Here is a 17,185-nt window from a genome sequence, read left to right as displayed (position 1 = left end):
AAAAAAAGGCAAAAAAAGAAGCGGCATCGCACCGCTACAACCACCTACCCTTGCTTCCTTCCGGACCTGGGGGATTCAGCAGGAGCTGGTCGTGCCGCTAGGTCACAAAGGTAAGGTAAAAATTATTGATTACAATCTCTGATATTATAATTTAACTAATACAAACAACGCTGCTCTGACTATCAGTACATTAATTTTCGAGAAGTAAGAATAGGATTAAATCAGCTTTTTGATAAATGTAGCTGGAATTCTAACGGACTACAAGGCTTGAATTCATCTACCTCTAAGTCATCAAATATTTCATCATCAAATTCCATGATTGTTTTTTCGATTTTACCATCAGGGTGTATGATCAACTCCGTCCCTGTGAAATCATCAGGATTGACTTGGACTAGTACTTGATAATCATCAAAAATTCTTTTGAAATATTTAAATAGAACGCCTGCCATTAAATAATTTGATTTTTTTTCAAAAATAAGAGTAAAATATTGAAAAGATGTTTTGCCATATCAGATACGTTTCTAAATTTGCCCAACGCTTATGAAAATGATAACAGCAAAATACTGGTGGTGGCATCTGAATTCTCTCCAAGGGAAAGCTCAGAAAGCCCGTGCCTGAAAATGCTGCACGAAATATTAAGGCTTACTGGATTTCCCAGTAAGCCTTTTTTTATGAATAAAATTTTATAACTAATGTCCAAGTCAAATTTTCAAATCACCACAACATACAGTAAGCGATTAGCTGATACGATAACGCCCGTAAGCATTTACTTACAAATCAGAGATAGGTTTGTGAATCCTATTTTGTTGGAAAGTTCTGACTACCATGGCCAGGAAAATAGCTATTCTTATATCTGTTTTAATCCTATAGCTACTTTTTCATTTAATGCAGGAATGGTGGAGGAAAAGTTGCCAAATGGTCAAACTGAGAAATATACAGTAGGTAAAGACCAAAAGTTGGTCGATAGCCTTAGGGCATTTGGCAATAAGTTTTCAATTGAGCGAGATGGCTTTAAATTCAGTACAAATGGACTTTTTGGATATATTCAGTACGATACTGTAGCATATTTTGAGGATATAGAATTAAATAACACCAAACCGAATGATGTTCCAATGATGCAATACTCGGTTTATCAGAATATAATAGTGGTGGACCACTACAAGAATGAGTTGCATATGTTCGAGCATCAGGTTAAAGAACATGAGCAGCCTTCTAATATGGATGAAATCCAGGTCTTGCTCAACAATAAAAATATTCCTGCCTATTCATTCAAAATGCTCGGAGAGGAAATCTCAAATTATACAGATCAGGAGTTTCTCAAAATATTAAACCAAGGCAGAGAGCATTGCTACAAAGGAGATGTTTTTCAAATAGTACTATCCAGGAGATTTAAAACAAATTTTAAAGGAGATGAATTTAACGTCTACAGAGCGCTCAGATCAGTAAACCCTTCACCCTATCTGTTCTATTTTGATTATGGTTCTTTCAAGGTTTTTGGAAGCTCGCCTGAAGCCCAGATAGTTGTTAAAAACAAAAAGGCTACCATTTATCCGATAGCAGGCACTTTTAGAAGAACAGGAAATGATCAAGAGGATGCCGTTTTAGCAAGGAAATTATACGACGATCCAAAGGAAAATTCTGAACATGTAATGTTGGTAGATTTGGCCAGAAATGACTTGTCAAGGTCTTCTGTACATGTCAATGTGGAGGTCTTTAAGGAAATTCAATATTATTCTCATGTAATCCATCTGGTATCTAAAGTTACCGGAGAGCTTTCAGATGGAGCGAACCCATTACAACTTGTGGCAGATACGTTCCCTGCGGGCACGCTTTCAGGAGCACCAAAATATAGGGCGATGGAATTAATCGATGAATTAGAGAATACGTCGCGACAATTCTATGGAGGAGCAATTGGATATTTAGGATTTAATGGTGACTTCAATCATGCGATTTTGATCAGATCTTTTGTTTCTGAAAACAATCAATTGAGGTTTCAAGCAGGAGCGGGTGTGGTTGCGAAATCTTCAATCCCATCTGAATTACAAGAGGTTTCCAATAAGCTGGAAGCATTGAGAGTCGCATTAAGAGCAGCAGAGGGAATTTAATTGATAATACAGCTATGAGAATTTTAGTACTTGATAATTACGATTCCTTCACCTATAACTTGGTTTATATTATTAGACAGCTTGGCTATGGCAGTCAAATGGATATTTTCAGAAATGATAAAATAAGTTTGGAAGATGTAAATCAATATGATAAAATCCTTTTATCTCCTGGTCCCGGTATTCCAAAGGATGCCGGGATTATGCCTGATTTATTAAAAAAATATAGTTCAACCAAGTCAATTTTAGGAGTTTGCTTGGGACATCAGGCTATTGGAGAGGCATTTGGAGGAAGTCTAGTGAATTTGTCTGAAGTGTTACATGGCGTTTCGTCACAGGTGAAAGTTCAATCGGACTTGCTTTTTATAGGGGTTCCCGATACATTTAATATAGGTAGATACCACTCGTGGGTAATAGATGAATCCTACCTAACTCCTGATCTGGAGATAATAGCCCGTACTCCTGATAATCAAATTATGGGAGTTAGACATAAATCATTTGATGTGAGGGGTGTTCAATTTCACCCAGAGAGCATCCTCACAGAAAATGGAGTTCAAATTATTCGAAACTGGTTGGAAAGCGTCTAATCAATTTAAAAACATTAATTAAACCCATCATGAAAGATATTTTAAACCACCTCATAGCGCACAAAACGCTTACCCAATCTGAGTCAAAAGAGGTGTTGAAAAATCTGGCAAGCGGCTCCTACAACCAAAGTCAAATAGCGGCATTTATGACAATCTATTTGATGAGAAGCATTACTGTGGAGGAACTTTCTGGTTTTAGGGAAGCAATGTTAGAACTTTGCGTGCCGGTGGAAATAGCAGAATATGATGCTATGGATCTGTGCGGTACAGGAGGTGATGGAAAAGACACCTTTAACATTTCTACTCTTTCTTCATTCATCGTTGCCGGAGCAGGACAAAATGTGGCAAAGCATGGAAATACAGGTGTTTCTTCCATCTGTGGTTCCTCAAATTTACTTGCTTATTTCGGATATGAGTTTACGAATGATTTAGATAAAATCCGTCAAAGCTTGGACGACGTCGGGATTTGTTTTCTTCATGCACCGCTCTTTCATCCTGCTATGAAAAATGTAGCTCCTATTAGAAAGGAATTGGGAGTAAAAACTTTTTTCAATATGCTAGGTCCGATGGTGAATCCAAGTTTTCCAAAAAAACAACTGGTAGGAGTTTTCAGTCTTGAATTAGCTCGTCTATATGGTTATTTGTACCAAGAAATGAATGGCAGATTTTCTATCCTTCATGCCTTAGACGGCTATGATGAAATTTCTTTGACAGGGCCATTTAAAATAATTTCAAATGATGGGGAGAGAGTTTTGAATCCTGAAAATATAGGTTTACAAACCTTAAATGCTGATTCGATCCTTGGTGGTAGGACAATTCAGGAATCTGCAAAAATTTTTGAATCCATTTTAAAAGGTAAAGGCTCTAAAAGTCAAAATGCAGTGGTATTGGCAAATTCTGCAGCAGCACTTGCTACAGCTAATGAAGGACTTTCATTTACCGATGCAGTTGCTAAAGCAGAAGAAGTATTACTTTCTGGAAAAGCTCTGGAAGTTTTCGAGGGCCTTGTCAATCCCAAAACATCAGTTTCTTTAGTTTAAAATCGTATGAATATTTTAGATAAAATCATTGCTCAAAAGCATAAAGAGGTAGCCGAAAAGAGCAGTTTAGTACCAGTCAAACTTCTTGAAAAGAGCATTTTCTTTGATGGGGATGTTGTATCGATGAAGAAATATGTCACTGATTCTGAAAAGTCTGGGATCATTTCTGAATTTAAAAGGAAGTCCCCTTCAAAAGGATGGATTAATGGTAATGCTTCCGTAGAGGCAGTAAGTATTGGATACATGCAAGCAGGTGCATCCGCTTTGTCTATCCTTACAGATACTGAATTCTTTGGAGGAAGTAACTCAGATTTGAAAGAAGCTAGAAAGTTTAACTTTTGTCCAATTTTGAGAAAGGATTTTGTAGTAGATGAATATCAGATTCTTGAAGCTAAATCGATTGGAGCAGATTGTATTTTACTGATTGCAGCAGCTTTAGAACCTAACAGAATAAAAGAATTAGCATCATTTTCTAAAACCATTGGGTTGGAGGTATTAATGGAAGTTCATGATGGAGATGAATTAGAAAGAAGCCTTTGTGATGATCTGGATTTAGTAGGAGTAAACAACCGGAATCTAAAAACGTTTGAAGTTTCTCTTCAGACTTCATTGGATTTGGCAGATAAAATTCCTTCAGAGTTTGTTAAGATTTCTGAAAGTGGAATTTCTGATCCTGCAACTTTAATCACCTTGAATAAAGCAGGATTCGATGGATTCTTGATAGGAGAAAATTTTATGAAATCCAGCCGCCCGGAACAGGCTGCTTATAATTTCATTAAAGAGTATAAGAAGCTTTTGGCCAAAGAATCAAAGGTAAACGTTGGATGAAATCGAGCTTGACTAATAAGTCACACTTAAGGATGATCATTTACAACGAGAGATTCCAAGTGTCCTATAATTTTCAAATTATAAAGACATGAAAATCAAAGTCTGTGGGATGCGAAATCCTGAGAATATCCAAAATCTGATTCAAGAGATAAAACCTGATTGGTTGGGTTTAATTTTCTATTCTAAGTCACCAAGATTTGTAAGTGAAGATGTTGCAGAAACTATCCAGTCAATCCAAGTCCCAAAAGTTGGAGTCTTTGTAAATGAAAACATTGATTTTGTTTTAGCTAAAATTGATGAATTTGATTTATCCGTTCTTCAGCTGCATGGAAATGAAAGCCCTAAATATGTTCAAGAACTAAAATTAAAAACCGATAAAAAAATCTGGAAAGTTATTTCAGTAGATGAAAGCATAGATTGGGAAACATTGACAGATTACTTGGGGTTAATTGAGTACTTTCTTTTTGATACGGCAACTGCTGCTTATGGAGGGTCTGGAAAGAAGTTCAATTGGAAGGTATTAGAAAGTTATCCATTCGAAAAAGGCTTTTTACTCAGTGGAGGTTTGGATGAGGAAAGTGCTAAAGAGGTTTTAGATCTTTTTCATAGCTCGCCACAATTGATAGGAGTTGATTTAAATTCAAAATTTGAGGATGCTCCAGGAATAAAGAATATTGAAAAACTGAAAAGTTTTAAGAATAGAATAATTGGTGGTACTTGACAACCAACAAAATTAGATTAACTGATGATCAAAGTAGACGAAAAGGGCTTTTACGGTAAGTTTGGAGGAGCTTATATCCCAGAAATGCTGCATCCCAATGTGGAGGAGCTGAAGGAAAATTATGAGTCAATTATGAATTCAAAAGAATTTCAGGATGAATTCAGAGGCTTGCTTAAAGATTATGTAGGCCGTCCAACTCCTCTATACTTTGCCTCTCGACTTTCTGAAAAATACCAAGCAAAGATTTATCTAAAACGTGAAGACCTATGTCACACCGGAGCACATAAAATAAACAATACGATTGGTCAGATCATATTGGCGAAAAAGCTTGGAAAAAAGCGAATAATCGCGGAAACAGGAGCAGGTCAACATGGCGTAGCTACTGCCACAGTTTGTGCCTTGATGGGGATGGATTGTATTATTTACATGGGTGAAATTGATATTGCCCGTCAGCATCCCAATGTAGAACGAATGAAGATTCTTGGCGCGACAGTTGTTCCGGCTGCCTCAGGATCAAAAACTTTAAAGGATGCTACCAACGAGGCCATGCGAGCTTGGATCAATAACCCAGTTGACACGCATTACATTATTGGATCAGTGGTAGGTCCACACCCTTATCCAGAGATGGTGGCAAGATTTCAAGCTGTTATTTCAGAAGAAATGAAATGGCAATTAATGGAAAAGGAAGGGACAGAAAATCCGGATATCGTTATCGCTTGTGTAGGAGGTGGCTCTAATGCGGCCGGAGCATTTTACCATTATTACAATACTCCACAAGTACGTCTGGTAGCTGCAGAGGCAGCAGGCTTAGGTGTCTTATCTGGGAAATCTGCCGCGACAACTGTACTTGGGACACCAGGAGTTTTGCATGGGTCTAAGACGATTTTAATGCAAACTGAAGATGGACAGGTTGTTGAACCTCACTCTATTTCGGCTGGATTGGACTATCCTGGTATCGGACCTGTTCACGCACATTTATTTGATGTGGGAAGAGGAGAGTTTGTTGCAGTGGAAGATAAAGATGCGATGGCTGCTGGGATTGAACTCAGTCGATTGGAAGGAATCATTCCAGCGATTGAATCAGCTCATGCTATCCATGCATTAAACTTAATTGAGTATTCCAAAGATGATGTGATTGTAATCAATCTTTCCGGAAGAGGCGACAAGGATTTGGATACCTATATTAAATGGGGAAAGTATTAGTGATTGGGAAAAGAAAGGAGTTCTTAAACCTATTAGGTTTAAAAAAAAATCGAATTAAATACGATTGAAGAAATATGAATTTCGAGATGGTGGTGAACTTCTAATATTTTTTTGATGGGATAGTGTTTTCTCTAAATACTTAATTTATAGTAGCAGCCATATGTCGTACTCTGCATTTCGAAAAATTAAAGAATAAAATGAACCGAATACATACACTATTCAAAGAAAAGAACTCTCGCGTTCTCTCGATCTACTTTACAGCTGGTTTTCCCCAACTGGAGGATACGATGCCCATCATGGAGGCTATTCAGGCTGGTGGAGCAGATATTATAGAAATTGGAGTTCCTTACTCTGATCCAGTAGCGGATGGACCCACCATTCAGGATAGTAATATGATTGCTTTGAAAAATGGGATTTCTTTAAAGAAAATCTTCGATCAATTGAGAGGTTTTCGAGCAAAAATCCATATCCCCGTTGTTTTGATGGGTTATTTGAATCCAATCATGCAATATGGGATGGAAGCTTTTTGCAAGAAATGTAAAGAAGTTGGAGTTGATGGATTGATTCTCCCGGATCTTCCTATGCAGCAATTTCTGGATGATTACAAATCACTCTTTGAGGAATATGGACTGGTTAACACTTTCCTTATTTCACCTCAAACATCTGAAAAACGTATTCGTGAAATCGATGAGAATACCAACGGCTTTATCTACATGGTTTCTTCTCATAGTATCACTGGTGCTAAGGCGGGAATTACCGAGGAGCAAATCTCTTATTTCGAGCGTGTGAAATCGATGAATTTGAAAAACCCAAGGCTGATTGGTTTTGGAATCTCAGATTCAGAAACTTTTACCACTGCTTCGAATTATAGTAATGGAGCGATCATTGGATCGGCTTTTATCAAGACAGTAAAAAATTCTAAAAACCTGAGTGAAGACATTCAGGCATACATTCAATCAGTAATCAAGTAAGCAATGATTATTCAGCTTCAACCAGATATTTCCGATAGTCAAAAAGATAAATTGATTCAAAAGGTCAATGAAAATGGCTATAAAACTACCGAAGTAAAAACCCAATTAGGAGACTACCTGATAGGTATTGGTAAGAAAGATTTTGATATCCGTAAAGTGGGTCAAATGGATGGAATCGTAGATATTCATATTGTCTCTGATGAATATAAATTGGTTTCAAAAAAGTGGAAAGCCAAACCAACTTCCATAGACTTAGGGGATAACGTGTTTATCAAAGATGGAGAAATGGCGATCATTACCGGTCCATGTTCCATTGAATCTGAAGAGCAAATCCGTGCTGTGGTGGCGCATTGTTTAGAGAATGACATCAAGATGATGCGAGGTGGAGTTTTTAAACCAAGAAGTAGTCCTTATGCTTTTCGTGGTTTAGGTTTAGAGGGTTTGAAATTATGGTATGATATTGCCCATGAAGCAGGTATCAAGATTGTCACAGAAGTGATGCAGACTTCCCAGATTGAAGAAATGTATCCATATGTGGATATATATCAGGTTGGGGCTAGAAATTCACAAAACTTCAATTTGCTCGATGAATTGGGGAAAGTGGATAAGGCAGTGATGATCAAGCGAGGAATTTCCGGAACGATCGAAGAGCTTTTGCAATCAGCTGAATACGTGTTCTCGGGAGGAAATGAAAAATTAATTCTCTGTGAAAGAGGGATACGGACCTATGAGAGAGCTTCAAGAAATACGCTTGATTTAAATGCAATTCCCATTTTGAAAGCAAAATCTCATTTGCCGGTAATTGTAGACCCTTCTCATGGTATTGGGATCCGTTCTTACGTACCTCAAATGGCACTGGCGGGAGTGATGTCAGGAGCAGACGGTATTATCTATGAGTCCCATGAAGTACCGGAGAAAGCTTATTCAGATGGTCAACAGACGCTTGACTTTGCCCAAAGTGCAAGATTAGCAGCATGGATCAGAGAAAGTTTTGCTATGAGAAAAGGATTTGATTTATTATGAAAAAATTGCTTTCCTGAAAAGCATGCTTAAATTAGCAATATGAATCCGACACCAAGAACTTTCGTACATCATTCTTACCACTATTCTTAATGAAGGGGTAGGATGACTATGGTTTTTTGGTAAAAAATATAGAGGCCTATTCCAATTTGGAATAGGCTTTTTTTGGTTTCAGAGACCTGCTTAGAGGTGAACTAAAGATTGATAGAATAGTTATAAATATAAATAAAGAATATACCCAAATACCATGAACACAAAACAGAAAAACTGGGTCTTTTCCGATCCAAGACTCCAAAAGCTGAGGCAGGAGTATGATAAATATACCGAAGAGGATTTTAAAGTTTGGAAGATTCTCTTCGAAAGACAGATGCCAAATTTACCAAAGGCTGCTTCCAAAGCTTATCTCGATGGCGTAGAGATAGTTGGTTTTACAGCAGATCGTATTGCTAACTTTGAGGATCTGAATCGGATTTTATCTAAAACTACGGGTTGGGAAGTTCAAGTTGTTCCTGGGTTGATTGACGATGATTTATTTTTTGGTCTTTTGAATAATAAAAGGTTTCCGTCTTCTACTTGGCTTCGAAAAATGGAGCAGCTGGATTACCTGGAAGAGCCTGATATGTTTCATGATGCATTTGCACACATGCCTATGCTTACCAATCAGCCTTATGTAGACTTTTTGGAAAATCTTTCTGGAATTGCTTTGAAGCATATTGATAATCCGTGGGCAATCCAGTTGTTGAGTAGGATTTATTGGTTTACCATAGAATTTGGTCTAATAAAAGAGGAAGGAGAGTTAAAAATTTACGGGGCTGGTATCCTAAGTTCGGCAGGAGAGACTAAATTCAGCCTTTCAAATAAGCCGGAACATTTCGCTTATGATGTCCGAAGAATTATGAATCAGGAATACTGGAAAGATCACTTCCAGGATAAATACTTTGTGATTGAGAGTTACGAGCAGCTTTATGAGTCACTTCCAGAAATTGAGGAAGTACTTGATGAGATGCTTCTAGAGAATAAGAAAAATTAAAAGAGATTGCTTAGTTGAGCCTTATTATAATTGAGCCAAGACGGAAGAAAGAAGTATCAGGCTTCAATCTTCCGTCTTCCATCTTAGATACATGAAAATAGCTGTCATTAAATATAATTCCGGTAACGTACAGTCGGTTCTTTACGCGTTTGAGAGGTTAGGCGTCCATGCTGAGTTGACAGATGATCCTGATGTAATTCGAGCTGCTGATAAAGTTGTTTTTCCTGGACAGGGAGAGGCGAGTACAGCGATGAAGTATCTCAGGGAGCGAAAACTTGACACTTTGATCAAAGATATTAAGCAACCGTTTTTGGGCGTTTGCCTAGGCTTGCAGCTCCTTTGTGAACACTCAGAAGAAAATGATACCGAATGTTTGGGAGTTTTCCCAGTAAAAGTAAAGCGTTTCGTGCCGGAGAATTCCCAGGAATTCAAAGTACCTCATGTGGGCTGGAATGAACTGGAGAATCTAGCCGTTAATCCGCTTTTGAAAGATCTGCCTGCAAATCCATTCGTCTATTACGTGCATAGCTTTTGTGCCGAGTTGAGTGAATTTACAATTGCTCAAACTCATTATATCCATGATTTCTCAGGAATACTTCATCGAGATAATTACTATGCGATTCAAGCGCACCCTGAGAAAAGTGGCTTGGTCGGAGAGAAGTTGTTAAGCAATTTCCTAAGTATTTAAAACCAATAAATTACGATGTACGAAGTACGATTTACGAAATTATTGGAACCCCAAACTAGGTCTTCAGAGCTATAAATTTATTATTCTATGTTTGAGGTTCTATCGATGTCGTAAATCAAAAATCGTAAATCGTAGTTTTCCAATATTTTAATTTTAAAATCTTCCAATCCTAATGTATATCATCCCAGCAATTGACCTCATCGGAGGAAAATGTGTTCGTCTTAGTCAGGGCGATTACAGCAGCAAAAAGGAGTACCATGACGACCCGCTTGAAATGGCCAAGCGTTTTGAAGGTGCTGGAATCCATCGTTTGCATTTAGTGGATTTGGATGGTGCAAAAGCAAAAAAGATTGTGAATGGAGAGATACTTCAGCGTATCAGTTCAGGAACTTCCCTAAAAGTTGACTTTGGTGGAGGAATACAGGCCGATGAAGAGATAGAAAAGGCCTTTGAGTTAGGAGCAAAGCAAGTGACAGGAGGAAGTATTGCCGTGAAAAATGCTTCGTTGTTTAAAACGTGGATTAAAACTTACGGCTCAGAAAAGATCATCTTAGGTGCCGATGCAAAAGACAGAAAAATAGCTGTTGGGGGCTGGGAAGAGACTACGACGGTGGATTTGATTCCATTCATCAAAGATTATGTAGGTCTGGGGATAAGTTACGTAATCTGCACTGACGTAGCGAAAGATGGATTGCTCCAAGGTCCATCAGTGGAATTGTATCAGGATATTTTAAAAGAAATACCTGGCATAAAACTAATCGCTAGCGGTGGTGTTTCCTCTGTTAAAGATCTGGAAGAGTTGGAGAAAATAGGTGTTTATGGAACAATCGTCGGGAAAGCTTATTATGAGGGGAGAGTGACGCTGGAGGAATTGGCAGCTTTTGTCTAATTCAGAAAGCTAAAGTAAGAAGGCTTAAAAATTTCAAAAACACCTGCCATCTATATTGAATGAAAAACATCAAATGATGAATAATAAAGTTTTAAAACCCACCAATCCACAATGTTAACAAAGAGAATAATCCCTTGCTTAGACATAAAGGAAGGCCGAACTGTCAAAGGAGTGAACTTTGTGGAGCTTCGTGATGCCGGTGATCCTGTGGAGTTGGCGAAAATCTATTCTGATGAAGGAGCCGATGAATTGGTGTTTTTGGATATTACGGCGACTGTTGACAAGAGAAAAACGTTGGCTGAACTAGTTACGAAAGTGGCTAAGGCTATCAATATACCATTTACAGTTGGTGGAGGGATTTCTACGGTAGAAGATGTGAAAGTGCTTCTGAATGCAGGGGCGGATAAGATTTCCATTAATTCATCCGCAGTAAAAAATCCTCAGGTTATCAATGACATGGCTGCTGAATTTGGTTCTCAATGTATTGTGGTGGCGATTGATACCCGAAATATTGATGGAATTGACTTTGTGCATACCCACGGAGGAAGGAGAGCTACTTTATTGAAAACTCAGGAATGGGCCCAGGAGGTGTGCGATCGAGGTGCGGGGGAAATATTGTTAACTTCCATGGACCATGATGGTACAAAATCTGGATTTTCTAATGAACTTTTAGCTGAGATTTCATCTGCTCTTAGCATTCCGGTGATAGCATCTGGCGGAGCGGGTACCATGGCACATTTCAAAGATGTGTTTACCTTTGGCAAAGCAGACGCGGCTCTGGCAGCAAGTATTTTTCACTTTAAAGAAATTGGTATTCCTGAATTGAAAAGTTATCTAACTGATTCAGAAATAAGCATAAGAATTTAATAATGAGCGAAAGAAGTATAGATTTTAAAAAAATGGATGGACTTGTTCCGGCAATTGTACAGGATGCTGTCAGCGGAAAAGTATTAATGCAGGGCTATATGAACGAGGAGGCCTTGGAAAAAACTAAGGAAACCAAGATGGTTACTTTCTATAGCCGTAGTAAAAATCGACTTTGGACCAAAGGTGAGACATCCGGTAATTTTATGGAATTGGTAAGTATTGCCATTGATTGTGATGGAGATTCAATTTTAGTAAGAGCTAATCCAAGAGGGCCGGTTTGTCATACCGGATCTGACACTTGCTTTGATGAAGTGAATACCTCAAAAACTGGTTTTATCGATCAACTGAGAGCAATCATTAAGGATAGGAAAAATAACCCAACAGATAAATCTTATACGGCTTCTCTTTTTGCTAAAGGGATTAATAAGGTTGCTCAGAAAGTAGGGGAGGAAGCGGTAGAGATTGTGATCGAAGCAAAGGATGACAACAAGGAGTTGTTTATGGGGGAAGCAGCAGATTTACTTTACCATTATTTAGTTTTATTAGAAGCTAAAGGTTATGAACTGGACGAAGTGATGGATGTACTGATAGAGAGGCATCAAAAAAAATAATTTTATTTATTGCATTATAAGAGAAAAGGGTTGGAGAATTTCAACCCTTTTTTATTTGGTTCGGATGGAAATGTTTAACTTTTAATTCGTCACTTCTGATTTAAGGGAAAAAATATTTGTTTTTGCCTTTAGAATGTGTGAATCCTTTAAAAAGAACCACTACCTGTATGAATATAAAAGCCCTCTTTTCAATATTGTCAATTTTGTTCCTGACCTTCCCAGCTCTTTCTCAGGAAAAAAATTATCATAAAACTGATTTTTCAAAAGAAGAATTTGCGAATAGAAGAGCAAAGATTTTTGATGCTATTGGAAATCAATCCATCGCAGTGATTCAAGGCTCAGGAGGAATTCCGGGAGTTAGTGTTTTTCGGCAATCCAATTCCTTTTATTATCTGACGGGGGTGGAATCCCCACATGCTTTTCTGCTACTTAACGGTAAAAATAGGCGATCAACGCTCTATTTACCACACCGTGATGAGGGGATGGAAAATAATCAGGGCAAAGTGCTTTCAGCAGAAGATGCTGATTTGGTTAAAGACCTAACCGGTATCGATAATGTAAAAGGAATTGAATTTTTATCGAGAGATTTAAGTGGATCAGGTTTGATTAGACCTCTTGCACCAGCACTTTATACAGAATTTAGTCCGGTAGAAAGTGGCAATGATAGTCGCGACGAACTTTTAGCCAAGCAAATTATGGCTGCTTCTGATCCCTGGGATGGTGCTGCTTCCAGAGAGGCACAGTTTATCCAAAAAATCGAATCCCGATTTCCTCAATTTGAAATCAAAGATCTAACCCCAATCCTCGATGGAATGCGACTCATTAAGAGTAAGCGGGAGATTGAGATTATCCGTGAGGCGACTCAGATTGCCGGTATGGGAATTATTGAAGCAATGAAAGCTACCAAAGCTGGTGTATTCGAATATCAACTTGGAGCAGTTGCTAAATATGTTTTTACCCTACATGGAGCCATGGGGGATTCTTATCCTGCGATTATTGGAGGAGGGACAAATGCCTACATGGGACATTATTTTCATAAAACTGACAAACTTGTAGATGGAGATTTGGTATTGATGGATTATGCTCCGGATTACAAATATTATTCTAGCGATGTGACGCGTATTTGGCCAGTAAATGGCAAATTCACTGATGAGCAACGTGCACTTTACGAGTTCATTGTGGAATATAGAGATGCGCTTTTTCGGTATATCAAACCAGGAGTCACTTCCAATGAAGTGTTAGATCAAGCTGCGGCAGATATGAAAAAGTATTTGGAAGGAAAGACTTTTTTAAAACCTAGCCATTTAAAGGCTGTTCAGGAAGGAATCAAGTTTCGAGGACATTTCCAGCATCCTGTTGGTATGATTGTTCATGATGTCGGTAGAGTTCATGGCGTGAAATTACAACCCGGTATGATCTTCACTATTGATCCCATGATCTGGCTTCGAGAGGAAAGACTTTATATCAGAATTGAAGACGTCGCTTTGGTTACAGAGAATGGGGTTGAAAACATGAGTGCATTTGTTCCAACTACAATAGAAGAGGTGGAAAAGACAATAGCGGAGAAAGGAATGATCGAAGAACGTCCTGCAATGAATTTACCACTCAATAAATAGTTTTAAATCTTGATTATGTTACTTATAAAAAACGGTTTACTTAGCCTTTCTATTCTTGTTCTTAGTCTTACTTTTTCATTTGCGGACAAGTATCCTAAAAACCCTAAAATAGATATTCTGAATTATGCATTTAGGATAGAGCTATCTGATGAAACAGATGAAATCAAATGTGAAGAGACTATCGATGTTAGTTATCTAGGAGAGGGGGTAAATGTATTGAGATTGGATCTGACAAAGTCTAGTGAAGCTTTGGAGGGTAAAGGAATGACAGTAAGCAGAGTTTTGTCTGGGGGAAAAGAGCTTGATTATATCCATGAGGGAGATCAATTGAAAATCAATTTACCTGAAGCTTCCCAATTAAATCAAAGGACAAGTTACACCGTGATTTACTCAGGAATTCCAGCAACCGGTCTGAAAATAGCCAAGAATAAATATGGAGATAGAACTTTCTTCAGTGATAACTGGCCCGATAAAGCCAGAAATTGGCTGGCAGTAATAGATCATCCTTATGATAAAGCAACTAGCGAATTTATCGTTATAGCCCCAAATCATTATCAAGTAGTTTCTAACGGGTTGATGCTAGAGGAAACTGATTTGGGGAATGGTAAACGACTAACACATTGGAAGCAATCTATTCCGATTGCATCCTGGCTTTATGTTTTGGGAGTAGCTGAATTTGCAGTGCAACATGTGGATGATTTTGAAGGGAAGGCTATTCAAACCTGGGTTTATCGGCAAGATAGAGATGCTGGGTTTTATGATTTTGCAGAGCCTACCAAAAAAGCGTTGGAATATTACAGTGACTATATAGGTCCTTTTTCTTATGAAAAACTAGCGAATATTCAATCCAATAGTGTCAGTGGAGGAATGGAAGCTGCTTCAGCTATCTTGTATAGTGAAAATTCGGTGGTTGGGGATAGGAATGAACGTTGGAGAAATGTAGTGATTCATGAAATTGCTCATCAATGGTTTGGGAATGCAGTAACTGAATATGACTGGGATGATGTTTGGCTCAGTGAGGGTTTTGCGACCTATTTTACTTCACTATTTATCGAGCATGAATATGGACATGATGCCTTTATGAGACAAATGGCTTCTAGTAAAGAACGGGTATTGTCTTTCAACGAAAAGAATCCTGATTACAGAATTGTTCATGATAATCTGGAGGACATGAGTCAGGTTACAACAGGCCAAACTTACCAAAAAGGATCATGGATTTTACATATGCTTAGGGGTGTAGTTGGAACCGAAAATTTTTGGAAAGGGATCCGAAACTATTATACTAAATACCAAAACCTGAATTCAACTACCACTGATTTTAGGATAGAAATGGAAGCTGCTTCAGGAATGAATCTGGAGCGATTTTTCGATCAATGGTTATATAAGTCCGGGGCTTTAAAAATCTATGGAGATTGGGGGTATAATAAGAAAAGTCAAGAACTTCGAATTACTTTAGATCAGGTTCAAAAAGACAGAAGTTTATTTGAAATGCCAATTCAAGTAGCAATCTATGAGCCTGGAAAATCAGCCCCAACAATAGAAACAGTAATAATAAAAAGTCAATCTGATTCTTTTACTTTTTCTCTTGATTATGAACCAGAGCGAATTATTCTAGATCCGGAATCTTGGGTCTTAATGGAATCAACTATTAATAAAACTAAGTTTTAGTAAACCGGAAACTCTTGTTGAAGCCCTTTGAATGCATCGATCATTTCCCAAACAGGTCTATAATAAGAGTTTAGAATTCTGCTATTGGCACTTCCACTTTCTAAAACTTGGAGAGCGGCAAGAAGCCTTAAGTCATTTTCTGATCCCCAGTTGAATTGTGGGGTATCTCCAACTAGAAAATCCGGTTCAAACCCATTAAAATATTCCGTAAATCCCACTGAATTTGCCGTAGCAAAAGTGATTGGCACCAATTCTACATCATTCTGTTTGAGTACAGGTGTATATGGTGAAAGAGGGAAAGAACCTACTGGTTTCCCAAATGTGTTATCTCCTACCAAAGTGATTTCAAAATAGGGGTTAAGGCTATTGATTACCAACTCAGAGGCAGATGCAGTGCCTCTTGAGGTAATAAAAACTAGCCTGTCTAGGCTTAGAGAGCCAATTTTTTTGAAGTTGGTGCTCCTCTCTAAACTTGTCTTCAGGTAATTCAACTCATTTGTGTACATCAATTTCCCATTGTTGGCAAATTGAATGAGGTAGTTTGAAATCTGCTCTGCTACAGCCACGGATCCTCCACCATTATATCTCAAATCAATGATGAGTTCGCTGATGCCTTGATTTTGGTAATAGTCAAAGGAATCTTCAACTTCCTTGCTTCGGGTTGGATTTAGACCAGCTGTCGCTTTAAAGCTATTATACACCCAATAGCCTACTTTTTTTCCAGTCAGCTCTATTACTGATTGGTATAAAACAGAATTAGATTGGTATTCAGCTTTTGTATTGGAACGAGTTGTGATGGAACCGTCCGGAAGTTTGAAGGAAAAAGAGTTAGTTATTCCAGGTTCGGCTGCACCTAATTTAAAATCATATCCACCGGTAGTGGTTTTGTAGTCAGAAATAGGCTTTCCATTTACCTCAATAACCTCCCATCCTCTTTGCCAACCATCTTTTCCTGCAGGTGCTTCATCAAAGACAAATGTTAAATACAGTCTTTCGTTTGCGTCGAAGGCAAAACCAAACCCATGACCAGCATTTCTTCCTACGAAAGCATTATTAAAGTCTTCCTGCGTGGTGAGGTATGAAAACCTGTCTAAAGGCTTGAATTTAATTGCTTCAAGAAATTCTCCGTTGGTTGAAAAATCTGAAGGATTTGGTTTTGAGGGAAGTTCCTGATTCCAATAATACCATTCTTCCATAGAAGAATAGATCGCGTCCTTTACCTCGTCCGATTGCGGATTTGGTGTAGGGTCATCTTTTTTATTACAGGACCAAATACCTACAAGCAACAAACTAAGGTACAGTGCGTATTTTTTCATCTTAGGTTTTGAAATGCTTTGTAGATAC

17 protein-coding genes and 1 other RNA gene are annotated in these 17,185 nt (G+C 38.1%); 15 read left to right on the top strand and 3 right to left on the bottom strand.

Annotated features, from left to right (window positions below; genetic code table 11):
* Nucleotides 1-14: 14 nt before the first annotated feature.
* Together ffs and AAGF08_RS09105 are read right to left on the bottom strand one after the other, a co-directional pair.
* An RNA gene (gene ffs, locus AAGF08_RS09110) (signal recognition particle sRNA small type) lies at nt 15-101 on the bottom strand.
* 120 nt (nt 102-221) lie between these two features.
* Nucleotides 222-449: a hypothetical protein gene (locus AAGF08_RS09105; RefSeq protein WP_343510847.1), complete on the bottom strand. Its 228-nt coding sequence runs from the start codon at nt 447-449 to the stop codon at nt 222-224.
* A gap of 243 nt (nt 450-692) precedes the next feature.
* On the opposite strand from AAGF08_RS09105, the gene AAGF08_RS09100 reads away from it, so the two are divergent.
* The 15 genes from AAGF08_RS09100 (at nt 693) to AAGF08_RS09030 (ending at nt 15,841) form a co-directional block, all read left to right on the top strand.
* Nucleotides 693-2,105, top strand: coding sequence for an anthranilate synthase component I family protein (locus AAGF08_RS09100; protein WP_343510846.1), 1,413 nt, complete (start codon nt 693-695; stop codon nt 2,103-2,105).
* A 14-nt stretch (nt 2,106-2,119) separates the two neighbouring features.
* Nucleotides 2,120-2,689 (top strand): aminodeoxychorismate/anthranilate synthase component II, encoded by a 570-nt coding sequence (locus AAGF08_RS09095; RefSeq protein WP_343510845.1) that lies wholly within the window; start codon nt 2,120-2,122, stop codon nt 2,687-2,689.
* Nucleotides 2,690-2,718: 29 nt separating this feature from the next.
* Nucleotides 2,719-3,729 (top strand): anthranilate phosphoribosyltransferase, encoded by a 1,011-nt coding sequence (gene trpD, locus AAGF08_RS09090; RefSeq protein WP_343510844.1) that lies wholly within the window; start codon nt 2,719-2,721, stop codon nt 3,727-3,729.
* 6 nt (nt 3,730-3,735) lie between these two features.
* Complete coding sequence (gene trpC, locus AAGF08_RS09085; RefSeq protein WP_343510843.1) at nt 3,736-4,557, top strand: indole-3-glycerol phosphate synthase TrpC; 822 nt, start codon at nt 3,736-3,738, stop codon at nt 4,555-4,557.
* Nucleotides 4,558-4,645: 88 nt separating this feature from the next.
* Nucleotides 4,646-5,278 carry a phosphoribosylanthranilate isomerase gene (locus AAGF08_RS09080; RefSeq protein ID WP_343510842.1) on the top strand — a complete coding sequence of 211 codons (633 nt, stop codon included), beginning with the start codon at nt 4,646-4,648 and terminating at the stop codon, nt 5,276-5,278.
* A 24-nt stretch (nt 5,279-5,302) separates the two neighbouring features.
* Entirely contained in the window at nt 5,303-6,481 is a 1,179-nt protein-coding gene (gene trpB, locus AAGF08_RS09075) for a tryptophan synthase subunit beta (protein WP_343510841.1), read from the top strand.
* Between the two features lie 197 nt (nt 6,482-6,678).
* Nucleotides 6,679-7,452, top strand: coding sequence for a tryptophan synthase subunit alpha (trpA, locus tag AAGF08_RS09070; RefSeq protein ID WP_343510840.1), 774 nt, complete (start codon nt 6,679-6,681; stop codon nt 7,450-7,452).
* Nucleotides 7,453-7,455: 3 nt separating this feature from the next.
* The gene (locus tag AAGF08_RS09065; protein WP_343510839.1) at nt 7,456-8,475 is read left to right on the top strand and encodes a bifunctional 3-deoxy-7-phosphoheptulonate synthase/chorismate mutase; all 1,020 of its coding nucleotides are present in this window, start codon (nt 7,456-7,458) and stop codon (nt 8,473-8,475) included.
* Nucleotides 8,476-8,719: 244 nt separating this feature from the next.
* Nucleotides 8,720-9,502 (top strand): phenylalanine 4-monooxygenase, encoded by a 783-nt coding sequence (locus AAGF08_RS09060; RefSeq protein WP_343510838.1) that lies wholly within the window; start codon nt 8,720-8,722, stop codon nt 9,500-9,502.
* Nucleotides 9,503-9,593: 91 nt separating this feature from the next.
* On the top strand, nt 9,594-10,190 hold the full coding sequence (gene hisH, locus AAGF08_RS09055; protein WP_343510837.1) for an imidazole glycerol phosphate synthase subunit HisH: 597 nt from the start codon (nt 9,594-9,596) through the stop codon (nt 10,188-10,190).
* 172 nt (nt 10,191-10,362) lie between these two features.
* Nucleotides 10,363-11,079: a 1-(5-phosphoribosyl)-5-[(5-phosphoribosylamino)methylideneamino]imidazole-4-carboxamide isomerase gene (gene hisA, locus AAGF08_RS09050; RefSeq protein WP_343510836.1), complete on the top strand. Its 717-nt coding sequence runs from the start codon at nt 10,363-10,365 to the stop codon at nt 11,077-11,079.
* Nucleotides 11,080-11,190: 111 nt separating this feature from the next.
* Nucleotides 11,191-11,946 carry an imidazole glycerol phosphate synthase subunit HisF gene (gene hisF / locus AAGF08_RS09045; RefSeq protein WP_343510835.1) on the top strand — a complete coding sequence of 252 codons (756 nt, stop codon included), beginning with the start codon at nt 11,191-11,193 and terminating at the stop codon, nt 11,944-11,946.
* Nucleotides 11,947-11,948: 2 nt separating this feature from the next.
* On the top strand, nt 11,949-12,557 hold the full coding sequence (hisIE, locus tag AAGF08_RS09040) for a bifunctional phosphoribosyl-AMP cyclohydrolase/phosphoribosyl-ATP diphosphatase HisIE (protein ID WP_343510834.1): 609 nt from the start codon (nt 11,949-11,951) through the stop codon (nt 12,555-12,557).
* Between the two features lie 167 nt (nt 12,558-12,724).
* Entirely contained in the window at nt 12,725-14,173 is a 1,449-nt protein-coding gene (locus AAGF08_RS09035) for a Xaa-Pro peptidase family protein (RefSeq protein WP_343510833.1), read from the top strand.
* A gap of 15 nt (nt 14,174-14,188) precedes the next feature.
* Nucleotides 14,189-15,841, top strand: a complete 1,653-nt coding sequence (locus AAGF08_RS09030; RefSeq protein ID WP_343510832.1) for a M1 family aminopeptidase — start codon at nt 14,189-14,191, stop codon at nt 15,839-15,841.
* Here the strand turns inward: AAGF08_RS09030 and AAGF08_RS09025 are convergent.
* Nucleotides 15,838-17,157: a S41 family peptidase gene (locus tag AAGF08_RS09025; RefSeq protein WP_343510831.1), complete on the bottom strand. Its 1,320-nt coding sequence runs from the start codon at nt 17,155-17,157 to the stop codon at nt 15,838-15,840. The genes AAGF08_RS09030 and AAGF08_RS09025 overlap by 4 nt on opposite strands.
* Nucleotides 17,158-17,185: the final 28 nt, after the last annotated feature.

Origin of the sequence: Algoriphagus sp. SE2, assembly GCF_039563885.1 — a bacterium.
Classification (GTDB): Bacteria; Bacteroidota; Bacteroidia; order Cytophagales; family Cyclobacteriaceae; genus Algoriphagus.
Note: the sequence above shows the minus strand (reverse complement) of the source record. Positions and strands in the feature narration are given on the sequence as shown.